The organism is Amycolatopsis sp. cmx-4-54 (genome assembly GCF_046548895.1).
Lineage (GTDB): Bacteria > Actinomycetota > Actinomycetes > Mycobacteriales > Pseudonocardiaceae > Amycolatopsis.
The window spans coordinates 70,503-94,999 of the sequence record NZ_JAEBEJ010000010.1 but is presented as its reverse complement, the minus strand read 5'-3'; the positions used below and the strand labels follow the sequence as shown (position 1 = coordinate 94,999).

24 protein-coding genes and 5 pseudogenes are annotated in these 24,497 nt (G+C 67.2%); 11 read left to right on the top strand and 18 right to left on the bottom strand.

What is annotated here, in order from left to right:
* Positions 1-357 precede the first annotated feature (357 nt).
* On the top strand, positions 358-672 hold the full coding sequence (locus ACLJQ7_RS29575; RefSeq protein ID WP_410651443.1) for a hypothetical protein: 315 nt from the start codon (positions 358-360) through the stop codon (positions 670-672).
* Between the two features lie 188 nt (positions 673-860).
* Here the strand turns inward: ACLJQ7_RS29575 and ACLJQ7_RS29570 are convergent, their stop codons facing one another.
* From ACLJQ7_RS29570 to ACLJQ7_RS29560, 3 genes are all read right to left on the bottom strand, one after another.
* Complete coding sequence (locus ACLJQ7_RS29570) at positions 861-1,316, bottom strand: hypothetical protein (RefSeq protein WP_410651442.1); 456 nt, start codon at positions 1,314-1,316, stop codon at positions 861-863.
* Between the two features lie 33 nt (positions 1,317-1,349).
* A complete protein-coding gene (locus ACLJQ7_RS29565) occupies positions 1,350-3,017 on the bottom strand; it encodes a cytochrome b (RefSeq protein ID WP_410651441.1) in 1,668 nt (555 codons plus the stop codon).
* Positions 3,018-3,275: 258 nt separating this feature from the next.
* Positions 3,276-3,743, bottom strand: a complete 468-nt coding sequence (locus tag ACLJQ7_RS29560; protein WP_410651440.1) for an STAS domain-containing protein — start codon at positions 3,741-3,743, stop codon at positions 3,276-3,278.
* Positions 3,744-4,492: 749 nt separating this feature from the next.
* On the opposite strand from ACLJQ7_RS29560, the gene ACLJQ7_RS29555 reads away from it, so the two are divergent.
* Positions 4,493-4,957 carry a DUF4383 domain-containing protein gene (locus ACLJQ7_RS29555; RefSeq protein ID WP_410651439.1) on the top strand — a complete coding sequence of 155 codons (465 nt, stop codon included), beginning with the start codon at positions 4,493-4,495 and terminating at the stop codon, positions 4,955-4,957.
* Positions 4,958-6,813: 1,856 nt separating this feature from the next.
* On the opposite strand, the gene ACLJQ7_RS29550 is transcribed toward ACLJQ7_RS29555, so the two are convergent.
* The 4 genes from ACLJQ7_RS29550 to ACLJQ7_RS29535 form a co-directional block, all read right to left on the bottom strand.
* Positions 6,814-7,287, bottom strand: a complete 474-nt coding sequence (locus tag ACLJQ7_RS29550; RefSeq protein ID WP_410651438.1) for an SRPBCC family protein — start codon at positions 7,285-7,287, stop codon at positions 6,814-6,816.
* Positions 7,288-7,461: 174 nt separating this feature from the next.
* Positions 7,462-8,433: a GAF and ANTAR domain-containing protein gene (locus ACLJQ7_RS29545; RefSeq protein ID WP_410651437.1), complete on the bottom strand. Its 972-nt coding sequence runs from the start codon at positions 8,431-8,433 to the stop codon at positions 7,462-7,464.
* A gap of 1 nt (position 8,434) precedes the next feature.
* Positions 8,435-8,695, bottom strand: a complete 261-nt coding sequence (locus ACLJQ7_RS29540) for a PAS domain-containing protein (protein ID WP_410651436.1) — start codon at positions 8,693-8,695, stop codon at positions 8,435-8,437.
* Positions 8,696-8,805: 110 nt separating this feature from the next.
* Positions 8,806-9,504 carry a GAF and ANTAR domain-containing protein gene (locus tag ACLJQ7_RS29535; protein ID WP_410651435.1) on the bottom strand — a complete coding sequence of 233 codons (699 nt, stop codon included), beginning with the start codon at positions 9,502-9,504 and terminating at the stop codon, positions 8,806-8,808.
* 201 nt (positions 9,505-9,705) lie between these two features.
* Here ACLJQ7_RS29535 and ACLJQ7_RS29530 point away from each other — a divergent pair, with 201 nt between their 5' ends.
* The 4 genes from ACLJQ7_RS29530 to ACLJQ7_RS29515 all read left to right on the top strand — a co-directional run bounded on the left by ACLJQ7_RS29530 (position 9,706) and on the right by ACLJQ7_RS29515 (position 13,103).
* The gene (locus ACLJQ7_RS29530) at positions 9,706-10,257 is read left to right on the top strand and encodes a hypothetical protein (protein ID WP_410651434.1); all 552 of its coding nucleotides are present in this window, start codon (positions 9,706-9,708) and stop codon (positions 10,255-10,257) included.
* A 625-nt stretch (positions 10,258-10,882) separates the two neighbouring features.
* Positions 10,883-11,422, top strand: coding sequence for a hypothetical protein (locus ACLJQ7_RS29525; RefSeq protein ID WP_410651433.1), 540 nt, complete (start codon positions 10,883-10,885; stop codon positions 11,420-11,422).
* Positions 11,423-12,058: 636 nt separating this feature from the next.
* On the top strand, positions 12,059-12,295 hold the full coding sequence (locus tag ACLJQ7_RS29520; RefSeq protein ID WP_410651432.1) for a hypothetical protein: 237 nt from the start codon (positions 12,059-12,061) through the stop codon (positions 12,293-12,295).
* Between the two features lie 103 nt (positions 12,296-12,398).
* Complete coding sequence (locus tag ACLJQ7_RS29515) at positions 12,399-13,103, top strand: MBL fold metallo-hydrolase (RefSeq protein WP_410651431.1); 705 nt, start codon at positions 12,399-12,401, stop codon at positions 13,101-13,103.
* A 22-nt stretch (positions 13,104-13,125) separates the two neighbouring features.
* Here the strand turns inward: ACLJQ7_RS29515 and ACLJQ7_RS29510 are convergent, their stop codons facing one another.
* Both ACLJQ7_RS29510 and ACLJQ7_RS29505 read right to left on the bottom strand, forming a co-directional pair.
* On the bottom strand, positions 13,126-13,686 hold the full coding sequence (locus ACLJQ7_RS29510; RefSeq protein WP_410651430.1) for a DUF2231 domain-containing protein: 561 nt from the start codon (positions 13,684-13,686) through the stop codon (positions 13,126-13,128).
* Positions 13,683-14,138, bottom strand: coding sequence for a DUF2243 domain-containing protein (locus ACLJQ7_RS29505; RefSeq protein ID WP_410651429.1), 456 nt, complete (start codon positions 14,136-14,138; stop codon positions 13,683-13,685). Before ACLJQ7_RS29505 ends, ACLJQ7_RS29510 begins: the two co-directional genes overlap by 4 nt.
* A gap of 480 nt (positions 14,139-14,618) precedes the next feature.
* Here ACLJQ7_RS29505 and ACLJQ7_RS29500 point away from each other — a divergent pair.
* Both ACLJQ7_RS29500 and ACLJQ7_RS29495 read left to right on the top strand, forming a co-directional pair.
* Positions 14,619-15,446, top strand: a pseudogene (locus ACLJQ7_RS29500) (manganese catalase family protein); the annotation flags it as partial.
* Entirely contained in the window at positions 15,444-15,719 is a 276-nt protein-coding gene (locus tag ACLJQ7_RS29495; protein ID WP_410651686.1) for a DUF2188 domain-containing protein, read from the top strand. The pseudogene ACLJQ7_RS29500 and the gene ACLJQ7_RS29495, both read left to right, overlap by 3 nt.
* Positions 15,720-15,779: 60 nt before the next feature.
* On the opposite strand, the gene ACLJQ7_RS29490 is transcribed toward ACLJQ7_RS29495, so the two are convergent.
* The gene (locus ACLJQ7_RS29490; RefSeq protein WP_410651428.1) at positions 15,780-15,917 is read right to left on the bottom strand and encodes a hypothetical protein; all 138 of its coding nucleotides are present in this window, start codon (positions 15,915-15,917) and stop codon (positions 15,780-15,782) included.
* 27 nt (positions 15,918-15,944) lie between these two features.
* On the opposite strand from ACLJQ7_RS29490, the gene ACLJQ7_RS29485 reads away from it, so the two are divergent.
* Together ACLJQ7_RS29485 and ACLJQ7_RS29480 are read left to right on the top strand one after the other, a co-directional pair.
* Positions 15,945-16,103 (top strand): hypothetical protein, encoded by a 159-nt coding sequence (locus ACLJQ7_RS29485; RefSeq protein WP_410651427.1) that lies wholly within the window; start codon positions 15,945-15,947, stop codon positions 16,101-16,103.
* Positions 16,100-16,435, top strand: a complete 336-nt coding sequence (locus tag ACLJQ7_RS29480) for a hypothetical protein (protein WP_410651426.1) — start codon at positions 16,100-16,102, stop codon at positions 16,433-16,435. Before ACLJQ7_RS29485 ends, ACLJQ7_RS29480 begins: the two co-directional genes overlap by 4 nt.
* A gap of 19 nt (positions 16,436-16,454) precedes the next feature.
* Here the strand turns inward: ACLJQ7_RS29480 and ACLJQ7_RS29475 are convergent, their stop codons facing one another.
* From ACLJQ7_RS29475 to ACLJQ7_RS29460, 4 genes are read right to left on the bottom strand one after another with little or no spacing between them, the layout of a single operon-like run.
* Positions 16,455-17,639 (bottom strand): geranylgeranyl reductase family protein, encoded by a 1,185-nt coding sequence (locus ACLJQ7_RS29475; RefSeq protein ID WP_410651425.1) that lies wholly within the window; start codon positions 17,637-17,639, stop codon positions 16,455-16,457.
* Entirely contained in the window at positions 17,639-18,682 is a 1,044-nt protein-coding gene (locus ACLJQ7_RS29470) for an NAD(P)/FAD-dependent oxidoreductase (RefSeq protein ID WP_410651424.1), read from the bottom strand. Before ACLJQ7_RS29470 ends, ACLJQ7_RS29475 begins: the two co-directional genes overlap by 1 nt.
* Positions 18,675-19,196: an isoprenylcysteine carboxyl methyltransferase family protein gene (locus tag ACLJQ7_RS29465; protein WP_410651423.1), complete on the bottom strand. Its 522-nt coding sequence runs from the start codon at positions 19,194-19,196 to the stop codon at positions 18,675-18,677. Before ACLJQ7_RS29465 ends, ACLJQ7_RS29470 begins: the two co-directional genes overlap by 8 nt.
* Positions 19,190-20,248 (bottom strand): type III polyketide synthase, encoded by a 1,059-nt coding sequence (locus ACLJQ7_RS29460; protein ID WP_410651422.1) that lies wholly within the window; start codon positions 20,246-20,248, stop codon positions 19,190-19,192. Before ACLJQ7_RS29460 ends, ACLJQ7_RS29465 begins: the two co-directional genes overlap by 7 nt.
* A gap of 36 nt (positions 20,249-20,284) precedes the next feature.
* Here ACLJQ7_RS29460 and ACLJQ7_RS29455 point away from each other — a divergent pair, with 36 nt between their 5' ends.
* Positions 20,285-21,166: a UbiA family prenyltransferase gene (locus ACLJQ7_RS29455; protein ID WP_410651421.1), complete on the top strand. Its 882-nt coding sequence runs from the start codon at positions 20,285-20,287 to the stop codon at positions 21,164-21,166.
* Between the two features lie 269 nt (positions 21,167-21,435).
* Here the strand turns inward: ACLJQ7_RS29455 and ACLJQ7_RS29450 are convergent.
* The 4 pseudogenes from ACLJQ7_RS29450 to ACLJQ7_RS29435 all read right to left on the bottom strand — a co-directional run.
* Positions 21,436-21,962 (bottom strand): annotated as a pseudogene (locus tag ACLJQ7_RS29450) (response regulator transcription factor); the annotation flags it as partial.
* Between the two features lie 430 nt (positions 21,963-22,392).
* A pseudogene (locus tag ACLJQ7_RS29445) lies at positions 22,393-22,638 on the bottom strand (histidine kinase); the annotation flags it as partial.
* Positions 22,639-22,692: 54 nt separating this feature from the next.
* Positions 22,693-23,340 (bottom strand): annotated as a pseudogene (locus ACLJQ7_RS29440) (MlaE family ABC transporter permease); the annotation flags it as partial.
* Positions 23,341-23,344: 4 nt separating this feature from the next.
* Positions 23,345-24,126: pseudogene (locus tag ACLJQ7_RS29435) on the bottom strand (MlaE family ABC transporter permease).
* Positions 24,127-24,497: the final 371 nt, after the last annotated feature.

Genomic DNA, 24,497 nt, shown 5'->3' with positions numbered 1-24,497 from the left:
GTGTGACAGGGCCGCTTCCGGCGAACTGGTGCGGTACCGCCCACCGGCGTTCCTGACCGGCGAGAATGATCCCCAGCTGAACGTCGCCTCAACCTGCGGTGGCAGGTCAACGATCGCCCACTGGGTGAGGCCGAGGTAGCTGCCGCCGAACTGCCTTATCGATTCACCGATCCAGCATTGCTCGATCGCCCAGCCCAGGGCGCACGATGGCGACGGCCGCACCGACCCCCGGGCAGGGGCGGACACTGTGGTCCCCGCCGGAAGTCGGCCAGAACCAGAGCGGGCCAGAGCTGGTGGCGCACGCTGAGAGGTAAAGGCCCCTCACTGGACGCCTATACCTCCGCCAGCCCGGTCCACGTGGACGACCTCGCCTGCCACAGTGGTAGCTGGCCCGGCTTCACCGACGCCGCCTGCGGTCAGGTCGGCGCTGTCGACGCCTTTCCCCTGCGCACCGCCACCGTCACCCTCGGCACCCTCACCCTCTACCGGCGAGGACCAGGCCCCCTGCCCGCCGCGCATCTCGCCGACGCCCGCGCGTCCGCCGACATGGCCACCGTCGTGCTGCTAGCCGATGCCGGCACCGATATCACCGACCATATCGCCACCAGCACCGACGACCTCCACATCGCCGTCGGCGTCCCTCGCCGCCGCGCTGAACATCAGCACCGATGAGGCCCACGCTTGCTTGCGCGCCAACGCCTACTCCACCGGCCGTACCCTCACCGACATCGCCCGCGACATTCTCGCTCGGCACCTCCACCCACCTCGGGACCCCTGACAAGTCACGCCGGCCGCGGAGCCTAGGGATCGCGCCCCGCAGCCGGGCCGAAGGTGGAGGCACCACCGAGCTGGGCCTTGAGTCAGGGGTTGAGTGGCATGATCCCGACGAGGCAGGCGTGCCGGCCGATTCGGGTCCCGAGGACGGTGACGTCGTGGTCTACGACTTGGGCGTCACTCGCGGACCAGCGTGCCGGCACGAGGGCGAACAACACTCGCCGCTGACGTCGGGCCGCGCGGACCCACGCCGCGGGAGCGTCGAAGGTTCCGGTTCCGACGGACAATCTGTCACCGCCGACCACCATGCTCACTGACGGGGGCGATTCCGTCAGCTCGACCGAGCATCCCGCGGCCAGTGGCCACAGTCCGTACTCCCATTCCCACGGTGACGGCGTCTTCATACCCGCCGCCGCCAGCAGCGCGGACAGCGCCCGGTGATCATGGTGATTCGATGGCTGCAAAAGCAGTATCGGGTAGGGGTCGCATTCGCCGTAGACGATGACTTCCAGTTGCCAGCGAGAGGGGAGTGACTGGCGCATCGTTTCTCCTCGGGCAGCGATGTCGGTCGCGGCTCACCGCGAGGGGTCTTCGCCGCGGTCGGCGGCGCCCCCGGGGTCCCCGCCGAGACCGCGGTGCACGTGGCCGTGGCGGGCAGCGGCTTCCAGCGCGGCGATCTCCTCGGGCGGGTCGGGCCGCAGGAAACTGCCGGGAACGGCATGCCCGGCAGCGCCGAGCTTGTTCGGTTTCTTCGGCACGGCTGTGCCTTGATAGTCCAGCTCGCGGTGATGGCCGCTGCCGTCATCCGGAGCGAGTGGCTGGTGGATCTCCAGGAATGTGCCCGCCGGGGTACGGGTGATGATGCCGGTCTCGATACCGTGTTCCAGGACTTCGCGATCGGAGCGTTGCAACCCGAGACATACGGCGTAAGTGATGAGGTATGCCGCCGGCGGGGCGATCAAGAGCCCGATTCTGCCGGCCCAGGTCGTGGCGTTGAGCGAGATGTCGAATTGCAGGGCGACGATGTCGTTGACCGCCGAAAGTGTCAGGACGCTGTAGAAGGCGAGTGCCATCATGCCGATGCCGGTACGGACGGGGATGTCACGTGGACGCTGCACGAGATTGTGGTGCGCGGTGTCGCCGGAGAGTCGCCGTTCCAGCCATGGATAAGAGATCAGCGCTCCGATGAGCAGGGTGATGCCGATGACTCCAGCGAAGAAGACCGGGGGCACGGTGTAATCACCGAGGTAGAGCTCCCACGGCGGATACAGCCGTAGCAGGCCGTCGGCCCAGCCCATATACCAGTCGGGTTGCGAGCCGGCGGACACCTTCGCCGGATGATAAGGACCGAGTTGCCAGATCGGGTTGATCTGGAAAAGCCCGGACATTATGGCCAGGATCCCGGTGACCACGGCGAAGAACGCTCCGCCCTTCACTGCGAAAACGGGCATGATGCGGACGCCGACGACGTTGGTTTCCTTGCGCTTCACGCCAGGGAATTGAGTATGTTTCTGGTACCAGACCAGCGCCAGGTGTATCGCGACCAACGCCAGCATGATGCCTGGCAGCACCAGGATATGAATCGTGTAGAGCCGCGGGATGATGATGTCTCCGGGGAACTCACCGCCGAAAAGTGCCCAGTGCAGCCACGTTCCGATGACCGGTATGGAAAGGACGATACCGGACAACGTGGCGCGAAGTCCGGTTCCGGACAACAGGTCGTCGGGCAATGAGTAGCCGAAGAACCCTTCAAACATTCCGAGGACCAGCAACAGTACACCGACGACCCAGTTCGCCTCACGCGGGCGCCGGAACGCACCGGTGAAAAAAACGCGGAGCATGTGCACTGTCATCGCGGCCACGAAAACCAGAGCGGCCCAGTGGTGCAGCTGCCGGACGAACAGGCCGCCGCGAACCTCGAAGGAGATGTCGAGCGTGGTCGCGAACGCCCGTGACATCTCGACGCCCCGCAGACCGGTGTAGCTACCGTTGTAGACGACTTCTTGCATGGAGGGGTCGAAGAACAGGGTGAGGTACACGCCCGACAGCAGCAGGAGGATGAAGCTGTAGAGCGCTACTTCTCCGAGGAGGAACGACCAGTGCGTCGGAAACACTTTGTTGAGTTGGCGGCGCAACCCGCCCGCGGCGTGCAGACGGTCGTCCGCCCACTCGCCCGCACTGCCGAGGGCGCGCCGTCCCCGGCCGGCTCCACGGGTGGGGGCAGGTACTTCACGGGCGTCCATCGGTCTCCATTCAGCGGCGTCGCGAAGCGTTTACCCGCCAACCGGTCCCGCAACCCCGGCACTCGCAGGAGTTTCGCTGGCGGTCGGCATGGTTTCGGGTCCCCGCCGATCCGGACATCGGGTCGATTGACACACACCGCGCGCCGCTCGGGCGCGGAAGGGTTCGCGCGATCGTCCACATTGTCCGGTCGTCATGTATCGACCAGAAGGATCTTGCGGCGCCGAGGCGGGGACGTCGTGTGCCGGTCCGGCGGCGGGTCAGCGGCCGGGGCTGTCCGCAGGGCGCTTCGGTGTCAATTCCCGGATGGCATCGGCCAGCAGCGGATACACCGGGACGCGCACGTCGAGCGCGAACAGCCGAAAGATCCGCAGCACAGGTGCGGCGGCGGTGACCACACCTATCCGACGGCGTTCGGAGACCGCACGGGCGGCGGCGATCTCGAGGGCGCGAAGCCCGGCCACGCCCAGGAACGTCACTCGCGACAAATCGAGCACCGTGACGGCGGGTAACGGCCGGTCCAAATTCTGCTCCAGTAAGGGCGAGGTCGCTTTGTCCAGCTCGCCGGACACGGTGAGAATGAGCAGATCGGTGCCGAGCGAGTTCTCCCAGACGCGAGTCGACGCCGGGGAAAGAGGCCGCTGGTAGGAACGCAGCCCTCCCCTGACGGCGCTCAGGACGTGAGCGGCGTGATCATTGTTGCGGTAGGGCAACGGAAACGGAGGCATCTTTGGTCTCCCGGGGAAGCGGGACGACACGGGACCTGCAACGGGCCTGCACAAGGCACTTCGCGGGACGCATCGCCAGGCCACACCCGAAACAGTCGAGGGTGTGGCAGGCGGAAATCGGCGTTGGTGACGCGAAGCTGCGGCTTGAACCCCACGCACGATCACCGTAACGCCGTTCGATGCTTCTCCACAAGGGTTTTGCGAAACTATGACCAGGCGCGGATCGATAGGGGATCGATTTTTCACGCCTCGGCCACACCCTCGATGGCCGTCTGCTGTTTCCTCGCCGCTTCGAGTACATCGAAAGAGTGGCGCGCCTGCCCGCTTCGCCGGTGCTCCGATTGCCCTCGTCTCGTCTGGGTTATCGGACCGATGCCAAATAGTGTTGATGCGCTCCTGGCTCTCTCCGTCGAGCAGCGCGTTCACGGCAAGGTCGCCGTTCGGTCCGACGGCCTGGGAAGTTCTGCGCTCGCGGCGAGCCGGTGCGGCGGTTCGCTGTGCCTTACATCAGCAGAACTCTTTCCTCCGAGTGCCGATCCTTGCTGGACCGCAGATCTCCGCGGGCACCTCCCGAAGAGGGATGACGAGCGGTGTCGCTTTTCTGTAGACCGAGCGTGACCTCATTGTGACGACTGTTCTGTTTGGGTGTCCTTTTGCCGGGTATCACTTGGCATCAAGCACGGTTTTCGTGATCTTGATTCATCGTCTCGACCGATACAGGCAAGACGAACGTTGCAGGAGGACTGATCATGACCCGTAGCACCGGGCCCACCCGGGCCGCCCGCACCTCCGCGCAAACGATCGCCGCGGCGGTCGGAGTGGTGTTTCTTGTCGTCGGGATCGGCGGATTCATTCCCGGCGTGACGACCAATTACGAACAGCTCTCTTTCGCCGGGCACCATTCGACGGCTTTGTTGCTGGGAATTTTCATGGTGTCCATATTGCACAACATCGTGCACCTTCTCTTCGGTGTCGCCGGACTGATCCTCGCCCGTACTCCGCGCGGCGCGGTCGGTTACCTCATCGGCGGTGGAGTGATCTACCTGGTGCTGTGGCTCTACGGCTTGGTGATCGACCATGAGTCCACCGCGAACTTCGTACCGGTCAACACTGCCGACAACTGGCTGCACCTCGGCCTCGGCGTCGGCATGATCGCCCTAGGAGCGGGCGCCGTCGCCGCGGCCCGCCCCCGCACCGCGCCGCGCAACGCCTGAGCCACAGCAGCGATCGCGGCCTGCCAAGCCGCGTGGGTGAGGACATCCCGTGCCTCACCCACGCGGCGCCACCATCGGTCCAAGAATCACCGCGAGGGCGCGGTAACGGAGCACGGTCGAGGTGGGAGCCGACTTCGTCTGAGTGTTTCTGCGCCGCCGTGAATCACTGTGACCAACCGCTCTCGTCCGCTCCTCATCCACGATGAGGACGACCAAGCCAGCCTCATACGACCGATATACCCCTGTGGGCGGCGCGGCACGAGGTCGGCTACTGGACCATCTTCCGTGGCGGGACACCGTGATAAGCCCGCAATCGGGCAGTGACCTGTCCTACTCCACCGCTTCCCGGAAATCATAGGGAACGATGCGGTCATTTGCTCCCAGGCGACCCGGGGTGGCGGAATGAGATCCAGCATGAAGAAAGCATTCTGATTTTTATCGCCGGCTTCACGGTTCTGTCGATCGCCCGTACTCGAAAGCCGCCCCACTCGCGGGACGGGACCGGGCGAGGTGGACCGGTATGCATACGTCAGCGTGGAAACCCATCATGCGCCGCATCGGCCGGAATCGAACATGACGGTCGACCCGGCAACGGGTCAAGCCACCTGCGTAGGGAAAACATAGAAACGCGCAGACGCGCCACGCCGATGAAGGACACCTGCGACAGGCCGAGAACAGTGTGCGCGGGCATGGACTGAGCCACGGCGGACCGCGACAGTGGGGCGGCGGCGTGTCCTGGCTGCGTGGGTGAGTCCGTGCCATTCGCGCTCGACGCGCTGTCGGTCGGTTGTCTTGTAGAGCTTGATGCAGATCGGCGTGGTCCTGTGGTCCAGGCGAAGACGTCGTTTTGCGGCCCCCGTCTAGGGCCCGCAGCCGGTTTTCGTCGAGCGTGGCGCCAGCGCGTCGTATCAGGCCGCCCGGGCGGAGCGCAGGTGGGCGAGAAGGTCGGTGGGTACGACGTCGCGGTGGCGGTTCGCCGAGCGGTCATCATTCGGGCTCCGGTGTGAGAGCGGGAGGTCGGCGGGACAGGCGTCAGGCGTCAGCTCGCGAGCCACCTGAGCCAACGGACGAGCAGAGGAACGCACCAAAGCGACCGCGTCCTGACGAAACTGCTCGGGATACTTCGATGAATGAGACACAGGAACATCCTTCCCCAGGCCGAAGCCAAGGATGAGAGTGTCCGGTCCGCAGGGGGAACCTCAGTGTGAGCTGCGGGTCGGCGTTGTGTCGTGTCTGGGTGTGGCAGGCTCGTTTGGTTAGCTTGTGCCTACTTGCCGTCGTTTGACAACTCTGGGATAGCGACGTCGTCGCCGGCGTGGGTTCGGGTGTGCGGCTATCTCGTGAATAGCCTCCCGATAGGCATCGTTGTAGTCATTCGGGGGAAATCCGCGCCGTCGATGATGGGCGGGGGCGTGATCCACATCGGCGTAGCTGACTGAGCAGAGGTTGGCCCGAGTGGAGTGAGCCGAAGGCATGGTCCGTTCAAGCTCATCCCGGCAGCTTTGATGGCTTGGCGTCACGCTGGTTCGCGCCTTTTCAAGCGGACATCGATGCCCTCCGAGAATCACCCACAGCGGCGCGCGCCCGGCTACGCAGGGTTCACAATGCCCTCGTTGACCGCGATATCCCCAGAGGAGTAGCCGGGAAAGGCGGCTTGTTGGACGGCTGGGAACCACCGGCTTGTAGCGCGGCCCCCTCGCATCTGCTGACCTGGGCGATCAGTACACCCGCCGAGAGCAGACGCGGTGGGGGCAGGAGTGCGGCGGCCGGTGAAGGGGAGAAGTCGTCCCCGGCCGCCGCTTCCCTCTTCCGGGCCGCGCGGGGTGCCCCACACCACGCGGTCAGGTCTCGAGGTGTCAGCTGTCGTGCTGGGGTGCGGCGTCGACGTCCCCGCGCCACGCGCCGGTCTCGCCGCGGTCGCGGTTCTCCAGGAATTTCTTGAAGCGGTCGAGGTCGGCCTGCACGCGGCGGTCGAGGAGGCCGAGTTTGTCGGCGACGTTCTCGGCGAAACCTTCGGGGTCGATGTCCATCTGCACCGTGACGCGGGTGGTGTCGTCGTCGATGCGGTGCACCGTCACCACCCCGGCGTGGTCCGGCCCAGAATCGGATTTCCAGGCGACGCGTTCGTCTGGGTGCTGTTCGGTGATGGTGGCGTCGAACTCGCGGGTCACCCCGCCAAGGCTGATGACCCAGTGGGTGTGAGTGTCATCGAGCTGATCGATACGGTCTACCCCTTCCATGAACTGGGGGAACTCGGTGAACTGGGTCCACTGGTTGTAGACGGTGGCGACGTGGGCGTGCACGTCGACGGTCTTGGTGATCGTGCTCATCGCGAGAAAGTCAGCTCCTTCACCCCGGGGGCGCACCACAGGTGTGCGATCGCTCGTGGTTACCCACCCATTCCGGGCGGCAAACCGATTCACCATCGATGCGTCGTGTGCCCACAGGGTCGCTCGGCGCGCCGGTCACCCGCCCGGAGGTCGCGACCCTGCACGGTGTCGGTGTTAAGGCTGGTCGGGTGGGCGCAAGTAGCGGGCGAGGGTGGCGCGGGCGCTGTCGATCAGGGTGTGGCCGGTGGTGTAGGCGGTGACGCGCAGGCGGACGTAGGCGTCATCGGTGCTGATGTTCAAGGCGGAGGCGAGGACTCCGACGGCGATGTGCAGATCGTCGGAGCTGGTGGCGATGGCCTCGGCGATGTCGGTGTCGGTGTCGGCGAGCAGCACGACGGTGGCCATGTCGGCGAACGCGCGGGCGTCGTCGAGCAGCGCGGCGGGCGGGGGGCCGGATTCACGCCGGTAGAGAGTGAGTGTGCCGAGAGTGACGGAGGCCGTGCGCAGGGGGAAGGCGTGGACCGCGGCGGCTGAGTGACCGAGGGCGGCGTCGGCGAAACCGGGCCAGCGACCGGTGTGGCCGGCCAGGTCGGGTGCGTGGACGGGGACGGCGGTGGCGTAAGCCTGCAGTGAGGGGCCTTCTCCGGTGATCTGTTGCAGTTCCTCGAGATGCTGGGCCCAGGCGCTGCTGGCGGCGAGCTGGTGAGGCGCGGCATCAGGACCGTAGACGGTGAGGACGATCTCGGCGCCGGGTAGTTCGTCCGCCGCGGCGGCGCAGAGTGCGGTGGCGCAGCCCCCGGGGCGGGCGTCGCGGGCGGTGTGGGTGACGCGATGCCAGAGCCGGTCCCGCCGCATGATCTCTGGTCCACCAGGGTCCGCCGTGCCCGGCTGGGTGGATTGCGCGCCGCGGTAGCGGGCTGCCTGCAGCAGCACGTCGCGCAGCGTGGACAGTACGGGGGCGGTGGTGTCCGCAGGCAGGGAGCCGGTGAGGGTGTCGTGCACGGCGGTGACGTCTTCGACGTGGTGCAGCACCCCGACCACGCGGCCGCCCGGGTCGGTCAGCGGTGAGTTGATCGGAACCCAGGTCCGGGAGGCGAACCCGCTCGGCGCGTGGTCGGTGGGGATGTCGTAGCGTTGCACACCCATTTCATGGGCCGTGGCGTGGCGCAGCACGTGGGTGAAAGACGCGGTCAGGTTCGCTACGCCGGTCGCGGCGGGGGTCGGCAGGGTTGTCCGGGAAGGCGTCGAACATCAACTCCCCGGCCAGCTCACCCGCTGCTCGTCCGGTGGCCCGCAGGTAGGCGGGATTGGCCGCCGCGATGCGCAGCTCGGTGTCCAACACTAGGTAGGGAGCCGCGGTGACCGCGAACAGCGAGCTCTCGCTGGTGGAAGTCAGGACGTGATGCATTGGGCTTCCGCCTCAACCATGCAGTCGACTTCCGGTTCCGTCCTCCACAGTAGCGACCCACGCCCCCGCCCATCGGATGAGAGCGACACGGCGACGCGGGCGGGGTGTGGTCACAGGTCGCGGCGGTGCTCGACGAGCCAGGCGGCGACCTGATGCAGTTTCATGTTGGTGGACTGGGAGGACTCGACCAGCATCCGGAACGCGGCGATGGCGTCGAGGTCGTGGCGTTGCATCAGGATCCCCTTGGCCATGCCGATGACGTCGCGGTTCCCCAACGCAACCTGGAGGCCGGCCTCGGTCTGGGCACTGGCCAGGGCGATCGCAGCGTGGGAGGCGAACACACTGCCGTCGCGCTGGGTCTCGTCGCCGAACGCGCCGGTCTGGGTGGAGTAGAGGTTGAGCGAGCCGAGGGTGGTGTCGCTGACGAACAGCCGGTAGGCCAGCATCGACCGCATCCCGGTCGCGGCCGCCTCCGGGGTGAACGCCGGCCACCGGGATTCGGTGGTGAGGTCGCCGGTGCGGAAGACCTCGTGCTCGGCGATCGCGTCCACGCACGGGCCCTGCCCCGTGCGGTACTGCACCTCGTCGATCCTGATCACCACCTCACCTGTCGGCGCGACGGTGCGGATCCGGCGGCCGCGTTCGAGCAGGGAGATCCCGGCGTGCTCGGCGCCGTTCACCTGGTTCAGGGCGGCGGTGACGATCGCGGTGAGGGTGGTCTCGACGTCGGGTTCGGACTGCAGCGTGCGTGCGATCGCGCCGAGCACGGTACCCATGCCCTCGCCTGCGGGATTGTCAGAAGCCGACACCGGCCATCTCCTCTGATCGATCAAGTCATGACCGTCGCGCATGACTGTCCGGCGCGCCAGCACGGCCGCGCAATCCGTTTCATCATCGTCGCACCGGGTACGACTTGACCACCCCGAAAGCCGGTGAGCCGAGGAGATGCCCGCCATGTTCGCTGATACTCCTGTCCCTGGTGACCCCGGAACCGTATCCGGTGCGCGGCGATGAACCGCCGCGTCTGCGGGCCGTCGTCCGCGTGCGCGCCGTCACCGAGCGGCCGCCCCGATGTCCGTCGGCATGCCCTGGCGTTCCAGGGCCGATCGAAGCGGTTGCTGCGGCGTGTCGGTGTCCGGCCGGAGTCGGCGTGGGTGGTGGTCGACGATGAATACCTGTGGTTGCGGTTCTCGCGGTGGACAGCACGGATCCCGGTGGCGTCGCTGACCGCGGTCCAGGTCCGCGACGGCACCCGCCGCCACCCCCGTCTGTGGTGGTCGCCACGGCGGCTCACCATGGTGACCGGGCAAGGACGCCGGGTCCGGATCGTCGTGTCCGGCCCGGCCCCCGGCATCCCTGGCTGGAATGCCGCGACCCCACGGGAGATCACGATCACTCCCGAGCGGCCTTACCAGCTCGCCCGCCGGATCCGCCAGCACATCGACGCCGCCACCTTCGCCGGCGTCGATGCCCCCTCTCATGCCGATAGCGGAACCGGACCAGCAACCAGGTCCGTGGCGTCACCCATTTATCGACGTCGCCTTCTGCGCATCGTCGAGTAAATGAACATCGCGTTGCTACCGCACAGGCCTGTGACGATGCCGGGTGACAGACGCCGGCCCGCCCCGTGGCGACCTGATCTCCTGCGTCTGACGGGGAAATCGACGCACACACCGCTGGATTGTTCGAGCACACGACGGCGGGCCCGCGCCCATCGCCTGCGGAATCCCTCTGCTGCTCGTTCCCGGCATCCGCAACGTTCGGCGCACCGTGGACATCAGGGGACTGCTCACGTCATTCACCATGCGCACCGATCTCGTCTCGGCATTGGCCGGTCACGGCGACCATCAGTGAGCGTGACCAGGTTTACCGATGGCCGGGTGGTGGTATGCGGGTGGGTAACGTGTCGCGGTCGTGGCGCGCACCGGCAGCGATCAAGGCCTCCGGGTTTCAATCAGGTGACCCGGAGGCCGCCCACCCACCCACCCACCCACCCACCCACCCACCAGTGGTCCTGTTCTGCGCGCACCCCGGTTCTGCTGCGGCGCCGCGGGTACCGGGGATCCGTGCTGTCACCGGCCATTCGACCCGCAGCTGATCGGCCACATCGAGGGCGCACCACCCATCCCGAGGGAGAACCTGGTCGCCACCCGACGGGTCGGCTCGCAGAGCTAGATCAACGCGACCATGGGGGAGTTCACGCAGGCCGACCAAATCGAGCAGACCCTGTCCTCCGGCGATGAGGGAAGCCGGGACTACTCGCTGGCGCTGAAATGCGGCGCCAAGGTCAAGGGCAGGCACCAGTTCATCAACGCACCACTGGGTATCGGCATATCGATGCCGCTGGTGGAATGCGAGGCGGAACTCGGGCTCGGCGCCGAACTGGAATGGTCCACCAGCTGGGGCAACCAGATCAATGTCTCCCAAATTGCTGAGACCAGCCGGTCCACCTTTGTCGGGCTCAGCGGCGGCTGTGAGGCCGAACCGAGGTCAGAAAACGGCAAACAGGTGATGATCGAGAACGGTGGACGGCGATTCGTCCCGTCCAACACCGACTACGCCCTGGTGCAGTCCGAGACAGCCGACGTGTTCGCGCTGCGGGTCGTGCACACCGGAGCCGTCATCGCCTACCGAATGCTGCCCAACCGGGACATCCCACGCGACTGGAACCTGCTGCCCTTCAAGATCAATCCAGGTACATCAAACAAGGCGCCCTGGACGGCATGACCGGTTACGCCAAGGAGAAGAGCAAGGCCGGTGAAGAGGTCTGGAGCAAGCGGATCGACGAGTCCTACCAGGGACTCGGAAGCCACGGCTAGTTCAGCTACTTCGAGCCGACCGAGGCCTACCGGCTCATGCGCCGGATCGCCGAGGACCAGCAGCGACGGCAGTACTACACCGGCGAGCCAGGCGGCGACCTGGCAGTTCATGTTGGTGGCTTGGGAGGCTTCCACCAGCATCTGGAAAGACTGGATGGGTCGACGCTGTGATGGCCCATCAGCAGGCCTTTGGCCATGCCGGTGACGTCGCGGTTCTCAAGCGCGACATGCAGTCCGGCTTCGGCCTGGGCGCCGACGAGCGCGATCGCTGCGGCGGAATCACGGGCGAAAATCGGCTAGCAACGCCGGGCCTCGGCGAAGGTGACCTTCGCAGACCCGGTGGAGTAGTACCGCGAAATCGTGGCGCGTCGCCACATCGGCGCGATCGAGAAACCTCAGCCGCTATACCGTACTCGCCGAAATCACCGACGGGCGCTGAGCCGAACGCCATACGGGACTTCGGTTTGCGGAACCGTCTGGCGGGCTATGGATGGAGAGTGACTTCACCTTCGGACAAATTCATCGCCGGCTCTTTCGGTCGCACATGATCACGGCGGCGTTGATCATCAGTGTGCTCGCCGTCGTGATCGCCGGCGTGTCCCTGCGCGTCGCCGTCGTCGCCTACCGCCACTCCCGGTGGTCGCAGGCGCAGGCAAGGCGGGACCGGGCCCGGATCGACGAAGTCACCGAACAGCTCCGTGAGAACGACGCGCGGCGGATGCCGGCGCCTTCGACGATCTCGAAACTGCTCGACGCCATCGGCCTTAACGGGCCGCGGTAGCGTCGTTTCCAGGCGAGGCGAATTTCCGTGCGGGCATGACCAGGGGAAGCGGGGGTACTCGTCACCCATGCTGACCACGAACGTCGCACCCGGTATTCATTGTGTGACCGAGTCACACGTCAATTTCTACGTCGTCGAAGACGGTGACGGGCTGCTGCTCGTGGACGCGGGACTGCCCACATCATGGCGTCTCCTCGTCGCCGCGCTCGCCGCGCTGGGCAGGCACCCGCGCGACATCCAGGCGCTCGTACTCACCCACGGTCATTTCGACCACCTGGGTATCGCGGAGCGGGTGCGCACGGAACTGGAGGTGCCGATCTACGTCCACGAGAACGACGTGCCCCTGACCCGGCACCCCCGTCAGTACGCGCGTGCTCGCCCGTTGAGCAGATATCTCCTGACCCAGTTCAGGGCGATACCGATCGTGGCGGGCCTGCTCGTCCGCAGGGCGTGGTGGCCGAAACCGGTCGGTCACGTCGAGCGGATCCGGGACGAGGTGCTGCCCGTTCCGGGCAGGCCCCGTGTGCTGTTCACCCCCGGACACACGCTCGGACACTGCGCCCTGTACTTCCCGGATCGGGACGTGGTCATCGCCGGGGACGCTGTTGTCACCCTCGACCCGTACCGCGGGACCGTCGGTCCGCAGATCGTTTCCGGCGCCGCGACGGCGGACGAGGAGCGGGCACTCGAGACCTTGGGGCTCATCGCCGAAACCGGCGTGGGCACCGTCCTCGTCGGGCACGGCCCTCCGTGGACCGAAGGGGCCGAGAAGATGGTCGATCTGGCACGCCGTCGCGGCCCCAGTTGAAAGGGCTTCGCGGGGGAGCGGGTCAGCGACCTTCCCCGACCATTTTCGGGCCGGTGTCGGTGGCTTCGGGCCAGCGCCGCACCCCTGCTCCCTGTGCGTAGGACAGGTGCCCGCCGAGCGCTCCGCCCGCGCCGACCATGGCGAGCCCGGCCACGCCCAGTAGCGCTCCCTTTCGGTGGCTGCCCTTCCACCGTGCGCGGTAGGAAGCGGTGAAGACGGCCGCGGCGAGAGTATTCGCTACGGCGTGGACGGCGCCGACCCGGCGTTGGCGCTCGTCGAGCTCGGCATAGTCGGCCAGGCCGACCAGAATCGCCGGGGGAGTGAAGGCCAGCCCGATCGCGACCAGTTTCCGAGCCGCGTCTTCGTTGCGGGAGCCCAAATCGAAGACGGCCGAGGAGATCCACGCTCCCAAGGGGACGGTGACGATCAACGGGTGCAGGGGGTGGCCGAGCCACGCTCCGCGCAGGAGCCTGCCGGTTCGGGTCGCGCGCAGCGCGCGGTGAACCGCCGACGCCACGGCTGCTGAAGGAACGTCCGCCGCCTGGAGGGATTCAACTGCACGGAGGATCTCACGGGGTTTCATACGTGAGGGCTACCCGTGTCCGCGTCGGCTACACGCCGGGACATCAGCAGGCCGACCATCACGAGTACGACACCGAGTGCGAGGAAACCAAGGTCGTACCCCAGTTGATGGGGACCGGAGCGGACGTGGTGCACGCCGAGGAGTAAGTGGTCGACAGTGCCTTCGACGAGGTTGAACGCACCCCAGCCGACCGCCGTGCCGCCCCAGAGGGTTCGCGAAGTCAATCGAGGGCCGCGGTTGAGCGATGCGATGCCGACGAGCACGAAGAAGAGACACAGTAGATGGAACAGCCCGTCGCCGACCATGTTGAGATGCAGATTCTCCGCGGTATCCGGTGGGTACCAGCTCGACAGCATGTGGTGCCAGTTCAAGATCTGGTGGGCGACGATGCCGTCGACGAATCCCCCGAGGCCGAGGCCCAGCAGTATCGCCGCCCGGCTCACCTGGCTCATCCCGCCGGACACCGCAGGCGACGCCGTAGTTCTGAGACGAACGACGCATCCGTGGAGGCCAAGACCTCCAGGTCGATTTCCGAAGGAAAGACAACAGCCTTCGGAGGTACGCTGTCGAGGATTAATCCCACGGCGCACAATGCCATGTCGGCATCCGTGGCGTGTGCGGGTGGATTCACTCGTTCGCGTAGCCGGGAACCGAACAGGACGTCGAACGCACCTGGTGCGTGGCCCCGGCGGCAGTATTCGGCCCGGTACCGAAAATCGTCGACACGGCTCGTTCGCCAGATGGCACGCGCGGTCGGGTGGCTCAGTGTGGTGATGACGTCCGGCATACCCGGGACGTACCCGGATAGGGGAGAGGTAAACGAGCCAGCCGGGCGAACCCCGCCGGGATGATTACTTTGCGCTTCGAAGGGCATCCCCGAACATCAGCGCCGGGTAAGGGGACCGGCCGTCGTGCGAGGAAAGGCTGGGCCGATGTTCCGTCATACCAAGTTGCTTCAGTTCGAGGCAAAGCCTGAGAAGCCTGATGCGGCGTACGCCCGCAAACTTCAGGAGTTGATCGGGGGTGCGTTCGGTGAGATGTCGGTGACGATGCAGTATTTGTTCCAGGGCTGGAATTGCCGGGTGGAGGGCAAGTACAAGGATTTGATCATGGATACGGCGACCGAGGAGATCGGGCACGTGGAGATGCTCGCGACCATGGTCGCCCGTCTGCTGGATGGTGCTCCGGCCACTGTCACGGCGGAAGCGGTGAAGGATCCGGCGATGGCGGCGGTGCTGGGCGGCATGGACGTCCAGCAGGCGATCGTCGCCGGTGGTGGGGCCTTGCCCGCGGATTCCAATGGTGTGCCGTGGAACGGCCGGTACATCGTGGCCTCGGGTAATCTGCTTGCTGATTTCCGGGCGAACGTGGCGGCGGAGGCGCAGGGCCGGTTGCAGACGGCGCGCCTGTACAACATGACCGATGATCCGGGTGTGAAGGCGATGCTGCAGTTCAACCTCGCACGGGACACGGTCCATCAGAAGCAGTGGCTGGCCGCGATCGAGGAACTCAAGGCCGACGGCTTGGAGAGCGATATCGCGCCGACGGCGTTGTTCGAGGAGGAGAACCAGGAGCACAACAACACCATCTGGCGGCTTTCCGACGGTCCGGACGGCGCGAAGGGCGGCTGGAGCTTCGGTGAGAACGGGATCGAGTACCTCCAAGATCCCGAACCCCTCGGCGGACCGGGCACGGTACCCAAACCCGACCCCGCCCTCTACGGCACCTACGCACCCCTCCAAGACACCGCGGGAACCGTGACGACGACGTCCCCTCGGGTGGAAGCCGTCGCGGCCGAGGAGGACGAGCCCGCTGTCGAGGGTGCGATCGAGACCTCTTTCGAGAACGGTCAGTGGAAGAACAGGATCGCGGGCAGTTCACGGGCCGCCAACGCCCACGACACCAAGACCGACGCGGTCGCCAAGGGTCGCGAAATGGCGCGGAAACGGAAAGTCGAACACATTGTCCGGAACCGTGACGGAAAGATCGGCCAGCGGCGGGACTATGACCGGGAGTCGAACGGCTCACGCTGAGTACGCGCGTCGGCCGGCTGCCCGGATCCGGGCAGCCGGCCGCTTCGCGCCCCGGCGCGATCAGCCGCCGATAGCGTCGATCGCGAGAAGGTCGTGGGCGTCGATGGTCGACTGGTCCAGGATCTTGTAGCCGATGTCCTCGAAAGAACCGTGATCCGGTGCCGTTCCGTCGTCATCACCGTGCCGCGGCCCATTCATGTGCCGGACGGTGCAGTTCACCGCGACTTGGGGGCGGGCGACGTGGTCGCGGTGTGGGGTTGTGGCGCGGTCGGGCGGATGGCGGCTCGCGCGGCTCAGCTGCTCGGTGTGGAACGGGTCATCGTCATCGACCGGTTCGGTTACCGGCTCCAGCAGGCGGAATGTGTCTTCGGGGTCGAACCTTGAACTACGAGAACATCGATATCGGCGCCGCGCTGGGTGAAGTGAGCGGCGGTCGAGGCCCGGACGTGTGCATCGAAGCGGTGGGCTGCAAAGCGCACAGCCCGGGATTCCAGAACGTCTACGACCAGGTCAAGGTTAAACTCAAACTGGAGACCGACCGGCCCATCGCGGTCCGCGAAGCCGGAGCCGGAGGGACTGTTCGGTCGTCGTGGTCATCGAAGGCCATACCTAGCTGTAGCCGGGACAAGGCTCTACCGGCTACCCGGCTCACGATGTTGAAACGGTTATGCGTCGATTTCTTCGCCTGTGACGGACGTGGGATACCCCGGCGCTGAAACGGTCGTCCGCCGGGTATCACCGATCGTGGTGATCGGTGCCGTCGACGGGCGTCGTCTTTCGCATGGATCGCAGCCGGCGTGCCGTCTGCGTGATCATCGCCGTGGCCAGTGAGATGTCGAGGGTGCCCGCTCCGAGGCCGATTTCGACGAGGCTGTCGAAAGCACGTGGGTGGTCGCGAGCGGCCGCTGTGGCGATGTCGACCAGCCGCGGCTGCCGGGTGAGGTGGGCGAGCAGGTCGGTGTGCCGGAGGTGCCTGCCGAGACGCTGTCGCAGCGCGTGGCGGTAGGCCCGGGCAGGGTCAGGTCTCATAGCGGCGTCACCCGCCAGGGAGCCGGAGAGGACCGCGTAGTAGATACCCTCGCCGGTCAGCGGGTTGATCAGTGATGCGGCATCGCCCGCCAGCAGGACACGGTCGTGCGCGACGGTGGGCCTGCCCGGAGACAGAGGCAGGCGGTGCCCTCGCAACGCCAGCGGAGGGAGGTCGGGCAGCAGGCCGTGCAGCCGCGCGGTGAGCTCGGCGCGGGACGGTGGTGTGGCACGGATGAGTTCTCCATACCCGACGTTCGCCCTGCCGTCGCCGATCGGGAACACCCAGGCATAGGCGGGCCAGTGCGCGGAGGCCATGACGAGCCGCTGCTCACCGGCAGGCCAAGGATCGGCATTGATGTAACCGCGCAGCGCGATCGCGAGGCTGCCAACCCGTATGCGCCCGGCGCCGCAGTGGCGTCGCACGACGGATTCCGCACCGTCCGCGCCGATGACGGTCCGAGCGCGGATCGTGTCGTCGATGAAGACCATGTCGTCGTGCTGGACGAGTGTGCGGACGCGGTGTCGCCGCAGGACCGCGCCGGCGTCCCTGGCGGCGTGCACGAGCCTCGCGTCGAAGAGGGCGCGGGGAATGACGGCGGCCGGCCGCGCGAAGTTCCGGTGGGCTTGAACACCGTGAGGTGACGTGAGGTGCAATGCGGCGACCGGCTCGGTGCCCGCCGCGAGCTCGGACACGGCCAGACCGAGTCCGGCGAGCACGTCCATGGCGTGCGGCGCGACACCGTCGCCGCAAACCTTGTCCCGGGGAAAGTCGGCGGTGTCCAGCATGAGCACGCGTGCCGCGGGCGCGGCTCGCAACGCCGCGGTCGCCGCCACCGATCCGGCGGGCCCAGCACCGACGATCACGAGGTCCCACTCGGTTTCGCCGCGCATTATTTCGCGAGCTGGTCGACGACGGCGGTGAACAATCGCGGCATCCTGGCGGCAGCGGGCACGATCCGCGGCGAGAGCGCCGGTCGTCCGCGCGCCCACAGCAAGGTCTCCGTCAACCATCGGGACCGTCGCGATGTCCGCCGCCAGGCACGCTCATAGTCGGCGGGACGATCCGCGCGCAGGCAGCGGACGAGCTCGGCCGCGGTGGACAGCGACACCGCGAGGCCTTCGCCGGTGAGGGCGTCGACGTAACCAGCCGCGTCGCCCACGAGCAGAACGCGCCCGGCGACCCGGCCCGATGTGCGTTGGCGGAGCGGGCCGGCGCCCCGGACCGACGACACCGGTTCCGCCCCGCGCAGACGTGCCGCGAGTTCGGGAAAGGCCCTGAGCTGTTCGGCGAAACCGCCCCGGACTGAGGACAGTATCGCGACGCCGATCGTGTCCGGCCCGACCGGCGTCACGTAGGCCTCGGACCGTGCCGCCCACGTCACCTCGACCGCGTCGGTGTACGGGGCGAGTGCGTAGTGACGGCGCAGTCCCCAGCGAGGCGTACCTGCCGGACTCGCGGCGCTGGGCCGGGCAAGACCCGCGAGCGCGCGGAGCGGGGAGTGCAAGCCGTCGGCCGCGACCAGATATCGCGCCCGCAGTTCACCGGCGCGTACGTGGTCGTCGTGTTGGGTCACGTCCGTGACCGCGGTCGCCACGATCGGCACGTCTCGCCGGTGCGCCTCTGTGCGCAAGGCGTCGTGCAGCGCGGTGCGGCGCACGCCTTTGCCTTGCCCGGCCCGGAACGCGGCGTGCACGGAGGTGGAGCCCTGCCGGTAGGTGATGCCGCGGATCGGGTGCCCCGGTGGGTCGACTCCAAGGGCGGTCATCGCGCGCACCGCGCCCGGCATCAGTCCCTCCCCGCACGCTTTGTCGATCACACCGGCGCGTTTCTCGCACACCACCACGTCCAAGCCCGCCTGCGTGCAGCCGAGTGCGACGGCGAGCCCGGCGGGGCCGCCACCGACGATCACCACGTCGTGCAGACGGTCAGGCATGTGCCGACTTCAAGGCCCGGTTCTCCGCACGGATCCGGACTGTCAGCAGTCCGGCGTTGAGCACGGTGAACACCGCGGCGGTCAGCCACGCGCCGTGGACGAGCGGCAGGGCGAAGCCCTCGACGACGACGGCGACGTAATTCGGGTGCGGCAAAAGACGATAGGGACCGTCGGTGACGCGGGAGAGCCCGGGAACGACCACGATGCGGGTGTTCCATTGGCGGCCCAGGACACGGATACACCACCATCGCAAGGCCTGCGACGCGATCACCAGGAAGAGCATCGGCCAGCCCAGCGCGCCGACGAACGGACGATCGGCGAACCACACTTCGACCAGGCACCCGGCGAGAAGCCCGGTGTGCAGCACCACCATGAAGGGGTAGTGCCCGAAGCCCGTTTCGTGTCCTCCCCGCGCCAGGCTCCAGGCGAGATTGCGTTTCGCGATGACCAATTCGGCGAGCCGTTCCGCCGAGACCAGTCCGATCAGGACCGAGTACCAGATTTGACTCACCATCGCAGCAACACCAGCTCGGCGCAGAAACCCGGGCCCATCGCCATCACGACACCCCAATCACCGGTGGACGCGGGCCGGTCGGTGAGCGTGTCGGCGAACACGTGCAGTACCGAGGCCGACGACAAGTTCCCGATCCGGTCCAGGGAACGCCAGGTCATCGCGAGGTCGTGCTCGTCCAGACCTAGCTCCGTCTGGATAGCCTCGATCACCTTCGGCCCGCCGGGATGGCAGATCCAGCGTGCGATGTCACCGGTATCGAGGCCGTGCGGGGAGAGCAGTCGCCCGACGTCGTCCGCGAGATACTTGTGCACGAGGTCCGGAACTTCCGGGCCCAGCACGACTTTCAGGCCCGTGCTGCCGATGTCCCAGCCCATCGCGCGTTCGGTGTTCTCGTACAGGTGGCTGACCGAATCCACGACGCGGGGACCTGTCGCGGCGATCGGGTGATCTTCGCCGACCGCGATCACCGCCGCGGCACCGTCGCCGAACAGTCCGGACGCGATCATGTTGGCGGCGCTGGCATCCTTGCGCTGGACGGTCAGTGAGCACAGCTCGATCGACACCAGCATCGCCACCGCCGTCGGCCAGCCACGCAGGAAATCGTGCAGCCGCGCGATGCCTGCGGCGCCCGCGAGGCAGCCCAGGCCGACGATCGGCAGTCGTTTGACGTCCGGTCGCATCCCGATCCGCGAGGCGATGCGCGCGTCCAGTGAGGGAACCGCGATGCCGGTCACCGTTGTCGACATCACGAGGTCCACATCGGACGGTGCGAGTCCGGCGTCGGTGAGCGCGGCCAACGCGGCTTCGCAGCCGAGATCCACCGCGGACGTCAGGAACGCGTCGTTCGCCGCCGTGAAACCGTCGATCGCGTCGTAGTGTTCGATGGGTAAAGCCAGGTGACGGGTCGCGACCCGCGCACTGGTGTGAAACCGGTTCGCCACGGCTCGCGCGGCCTTGTCCGGCAGGCACAACCGTCCGAACAATTCGGTCAGTTGCGCCTGCGGGTACCGGTGCGGGGGAAGCACACCGTGGACCGCGGAAATTGTCGTCACCTCTTTCACGGTACGACCTCCGCCTACACTTGGCAGATGACCGGCCTCCCGACCACACCGGACGGTGCGTCACGCCGGACGGCGACGACACCGCGACGGCGAGGGCTGCTCCGGGGTCTGGTCAGGGCATGCCACCCCGTTCCCGGGCTGGCGGTGACGGTGGTGGCGATGGTCCTCGCCGCCGGTGTCGGTCTCACCCCGGGCCGGGTGGTGCTGGTCGGTGCCGCGGTGCTGACCGGCCAGTTGTCGATCGGCTGGTCCAACGACTGGATCGACGCCGCTCGCGACCGCGCCGTCGGCCGTACCGACAAACCGGTCGCCGCAGGGACCGTCCCGATGACCTTGATCGCCGTCGCGGCATCGACCGCCCTGGTGGCGACGGTCGTGTTGTCCGTGCTGCTCGGATCGCTTGCCGCGGCGGCCCTGCTCATCGGCGTCGCGGCCGGATGGGCCTACAACCTCGGCCTCAAATCCACGATCTGGTCCGGCGCGACCTACTTGCTGGCCTTCGGAGCCCTGCCCGTCGCACCGTACGTCGCCCTGCCCGCACAACCATGGCCCCCGTGGTGGGTGCCCGTCGCCGGAGCACTCCTCGGGCTCGGCGCGCATTTCGCGAACGTTCTACCCGACCTGCGGGCGGACGAGGAAACCGGCATACGCGGCCTTCCGCACCGGCTTGGCGCCAGAGCCGGCGTGATCGTCATGGCGGTCGCGTTGGCCGCCGCGTCGGTAGTCCTCGGCGCCGCTCCCGCGACCACGTCGGCAGTGCTCGCGCTGACCGCGTCGACAGCCGGGATCGCGTTGGCCGCCGCGACCGCCGTGGTCGCGGTCCGCGCGCCACAAAGCCCTGTCGCGTTCCGGCTGACCATCATGATCGCGGTCCTCGATGTCGTTTTGCTGATCTCGACCGCGCCGTAGCGAGCTGAAGCAATTTCTACGTCCGGTCGCCGCACGACCGAAGAGACGATCGAAGTGAACGCCCGGGAGGCTCGACCGCATTCAGGGACGGCAACGACCAGAGGCCAATCGAACGGGCAGGCCACGATCCTGCCTGGTCGGCGCTGCGATCAACGGCGAGACCGGGACGGGTCAAGACCGCCGCCACCGAGCCGAAAGCCGAGCTGCTGGTCACGGAAATCGTGCTACACCCGGCTGCTTGCGGTCCGCAATTTCCACCGCGCCGACTGTGCGGCGAGGTGTTCGAGCACTTCCAGCTCGCCGGGTGTCAGTGTCCGCACGACGGTGTCTCGTGCCGGGTGGGAGGTGTCAGTGTGGCGGAGGCGTTCGGCGTAGTGGCCGATCAGGCTTCGGGTGACCGCGGGGGCCAGCAGGGACTCGCCGCGGGCGATCGTCCGGACGCCGTCGACCAGTTGCGAGGGCGGTGTGTCCTTGAGGAGAACCCGCTGGCGCCGGCGCGTAGTGCCTCGTACACGTACTCGTCGACGTTGAACGTGGTGACGACCAATACCTTCACCGGTGCCTCGACGCCGGGCCTGTCAATTGGCGGGTCGCCCTCGATGCCGTCCAGGACGGGCATGCGGATGTCCATCACGATCACGTCGGGGCGCAACCGCCGCGCGGCCTCCACCGCCACGTGGCCGTCGGCCGCCTCGCCGTCGACCGCGATATCGGGCTGCGCGGAGAAGATCGTGACATACCCGGCGCGCACCAGTTCCTGGTCCTCGCAGATCAGCACCCGGATCGACTCGGTCATGCGGGCCCCCTGGGATCATGGCCCAGACACGGAAGCCCCCGTCGTCGGGCAGGCCGCCGGACACCAGGTCCCCGCCGAGCATGCGCACACGTTCCCGCAGTCCGGTCAAGCCTCGGCCACCGGATGGGGTGGCCGCGCTGCCGACCGCGGGACCGAAGGTGATCACCTCGACCTCGAGGTGGTAGTCGCCGTGCCGGACCAGGACCTTGGTCGGGTTTCCGGTCGCGTGTTTGAGCGCGTTGGTGAGCGCTTCCTGTACCACGCGGTAGGTGGCCAGCTCCACGTCGACGGACCGCAGTAGTCGCTGGCCCTGCTCGGTCCACTCGACGGGCTGACCCGACAGCCGGGCCTGCTCGACCAGATCAGCGACCTTTCCCATGGCCGGTGTCCGGTCCGCGGTTCTGGACTCGCCGGTCGCCTCGAGAATGCCGAGCAGGGTCCGCAGCTCTGTCAACGCCCGGCGTCCGGTGTCGCTGATGGCGCGCAGGCCTGCCCCGGTTCGTTCCGGCGCGGAGTCGAGCAGGAACTGCGCCGCGTCGGCCTGCACCACCATCGCGGTCACGTGATGGGTGACGACGTCGTGCAGGTCCCGGGCGATGCGTGCCCGCTCGGTGGCCGCGGCCACTTCGGCCGTCAGCCGTCTCCGTTCGGCCTCTTCCGTGCGCCATCGACGCATGCCGGTGCCAGCCAGCCAGATCACCACCAACACGAGATAGAACGCGAGAAAATCCGGAAACCGTTGCAGTGAGCCAAGGTTGTGCAGAGCCACCGTGAGCACCGCATAACCCGCGGTCAGTGACGCGAAGTACGAGGTGAACAGGCCCACGACGTAGAGCGGGATCACCGCGGCGAGACCGGCGAGCACCCGGGTCGTGACGAGGTAGGGCAGGCTCGGGATGGCCATCGTCTCCAGCGCGTCAATCTCCTCGGAGATCCGCATCACCCCCAGCTGCGCGGTGAATCCGCAGCCGACGGTGGCCGACAGGGCGAGTCCGGCGGCGAGCGGCGCGACTTCGCGGGTGTTGAAGTAGGCGGTGAAGAACCCGGTGAGCGCGCTGGTGCCGAGCTGGTTGAGCGCGGAATAGCCCTGCAGCCCGACGATCGTGCCGGTGAACATCGTCATCCCGATCATCACCCCGAGCGTGCCGCCGATGATCGCGAGCGCGCCGCTGCCGAAACACACCTCGGCCAGCAACCGCAAGGTCTCACGCAAATAGCGACGCAGGGTCCGCGGCGCCCAGGCGAGCACCTTGCCGTAAAAGGCGAACTGCCTGCCCATATCGGCCAAGGCGTCACCCGGCTTGGCGACCACACCCTCGGTGAGCCGCCTGGCGCGCCCGACGAGCGGCGGAACGGGTACGGAGTGCTTGGTGGCCATCGGCTCAACCCAGTTTCGGCGGGACGATCTGGAGGTAGATCCCCGTCAGCACGACGTGATCAGGAACAGCGCGAGAAACGTGATGACCACCGACTGGTTCACCGCGTCACCCACGCCTTTCGGCCCGCCTTTGGGATGCAGGCCACGGTCCGCGGCGACGAGGCCGTACAAGAGAGCCTTGATGGAAGAGATCCACAGATCGGAAACCTGGGTGAGTGCCCCGAAACTGGCGAGATACGCGCCGGGCGTGCCGTCCTGCACGACCACGTTGAAGGTGTAACCACCCACCACGCCGACGACGCTGACGAGCGCGTTGAGCAACACTCCCACGAGCATCGCGGCCAGTACCCTTGGCACGATGAGCCGGTGGATCGGGTTGACGCCCAGCACTTCCATCGCGTCGATCTCCTCGCGGATCGTGCGGGAGCCGAGGTCCGCGCACACCGCGCTGCCGCCCGCCCCGGCGACCAGCAGTGCTGTCACCAGCGGGCTCGCCTGCTGCACGATCGCGAGCCCGCCCGCGGCGCCGGTGAACGACTGCGCCCCGATCTGGGTCGTCAGCGAGCCGAGCTGCAGGGCGACGACGGCGCCGAAAGGCATGGATACCAAAGCGGTGGGCAGAATGGTGACGCTGGCGAAGAACCAGGACTGGTGAAGAAATTCGCGTAACTGGAACGGCCGCCGGAACGTGCCCTTGACGACGTCGAGGAATAACGCGGAGATCCGGCCGAACTGCTCGAACACGGCGGCACCGGGAAAGGGCGCGGTGTTCGAGCGTGCCATCATCCGTGGGCCCTCCACACGTCTTTGTGGTATCGGCTGACCCTAAGCGGCACCCCTGTGGATGAGCAGGACCCGATCGCGCAGGATCCGTGACCGGACCGCCTACGTCCGGCGAAAGCGCGGCTGAGCCAGGTGCTGCCGGGCGGTCGCTTGTCCTGATGTGCGGCCCGCCGGGCACCTGCTGGATGGGGATGTGGCTCGATAGGAGTGCGCCACGTGCTCGATTGATGCGTGCCCGCCTCGCCCGGTGGTGTCCATTGGTGAGGCGAGGAAAGGGAATTCGGGTCGAGCGTGGTCGTGGTCGGGTGGATGCGCACAAGCGCGGTCACACTTTGGTGGCCATCGACGGGATCGGCCGGAAGCTGGCCGAGCGG

Coding starts and splice junctions, on each gene's coding strand:
- ACLJQ7_RS29540 (WP_410651436.1), bottom strand. CDS start 8,695: ATGCATCACGTCCTGACTTCCACCAGCGAGAGCTCGCTGTTCGCGGTC.
- ACLJQ7_RS29510 (WP_410651430.1), bottom strand. CDS start 13,686: ATGAAACCCCGTGAGATCCTCCGTGCAGTTGAATCCCTCCAGGCGGCG.
- ACLJQ7_RS29465 (WP_410651423.1), bottom strand. CDS start 19,196: ATGGTGAGTCAAATCTGGTACTCGGTCCTGATCGGACTGGTCTCGGCG.
- ACLJQ7_RS29490 (WP_410651428.1), bottom strand. CDS start 15,917: ATGAATGGGCCGCGGCACGGTGATGACGACGGAACGGCACCGGATCAC.
- ACLJQ7_RS29555 (WP_410651439.1), top strand. CDS start 4,493: ATGACCCGTAGCACCGGGCCCACCCGGGCCGCCCGCACCTCCGCGCAA.
- ACLJQ7_RS29505 (WP_410651429.1), bottom strand. CDS start 14,138: ATGAGCCAGGTGAGCCGGGCGGCGATACTGCTGGGCCTCGGCCTCGGG.
- ACLJQ7_RS29455 (WP_410651421.1), top strand. CDS start 20,285: ATGACCGGCCTCCCGACCACACCGGACGGTGCGTCACGCCGGACGGCG.
- ACLJQ7_RS29560 (WP_410651440.1), bottom strand. CDS start 3,743: ATGCCTCCGTTTCCGTTGCCCTACCGCAACAATGATCACGCCGCTCAC.
- ACLJQ7_RS29520 (WP_410651432.1), top strand. CDS start 12,059: ATGATCACGGCGGCGTTGATCATCAGTGTGCTCGCCGTCGTGATCGCC.
- ACLJQ7_RS29530 (WP_410651434.1), top strand. CDS start 9,706: ATGAACCGCCGCGTCTGCGGGCCGTCGTCCGCGTGCGCGCCGTCACCG.
- ACLJQ7_RS29545 (WP_410651437.1), bottom strand. CDS start 8,433: ATGGGTGTGCAACGCTACGACATCCCCACCGACCACGCGCCGAGCGGG.
- ACLJQ7_RS29570 (WP_410651442.1), bottom strand. CDS start 1,316: ATGCGCCAGTCACTCCCCTCTCGCTGGCAACTGGAAGTCATCGTCTAC.
- ACLJQ7_RS29470 (WP_410651424.1), bottom strand. CDS start 18,682: ATGCCTGACCGTCTGCACGACGTGGTGATCGTCGGTGGCGGCCCCGCC.
- ACLJQ7_RS29565 (WP_410651441.1), bottom strand. CDS start 3,017: ATGGACGCCCGTGAAGTACCTGCCCCCACCCGTGGAGCCGGCCGGGGA.
- ACLJQ7_RS29475 (WP_410651425.1), bottom strand. CDS start 17,639: ATGCGCGGCGAAACCGAGTGGGACCTCGTGATCGTCGGTGCTGGGCCC.
- ACLJQ7_RS29550 (WP_410651438.1), bottom strand. CDS start 7,287: ATGAGCACGATCACCAAGACCGTCGACGTGCACGCCCACGTCGCCACC.
- ACLJQ7_RS29525 (WP_410651433.1), top strand. CDS start 10,883: ATGGGGGAGTTCACGCAGGCCGACCAAATCGAGCAGACCCTGTCCTCC.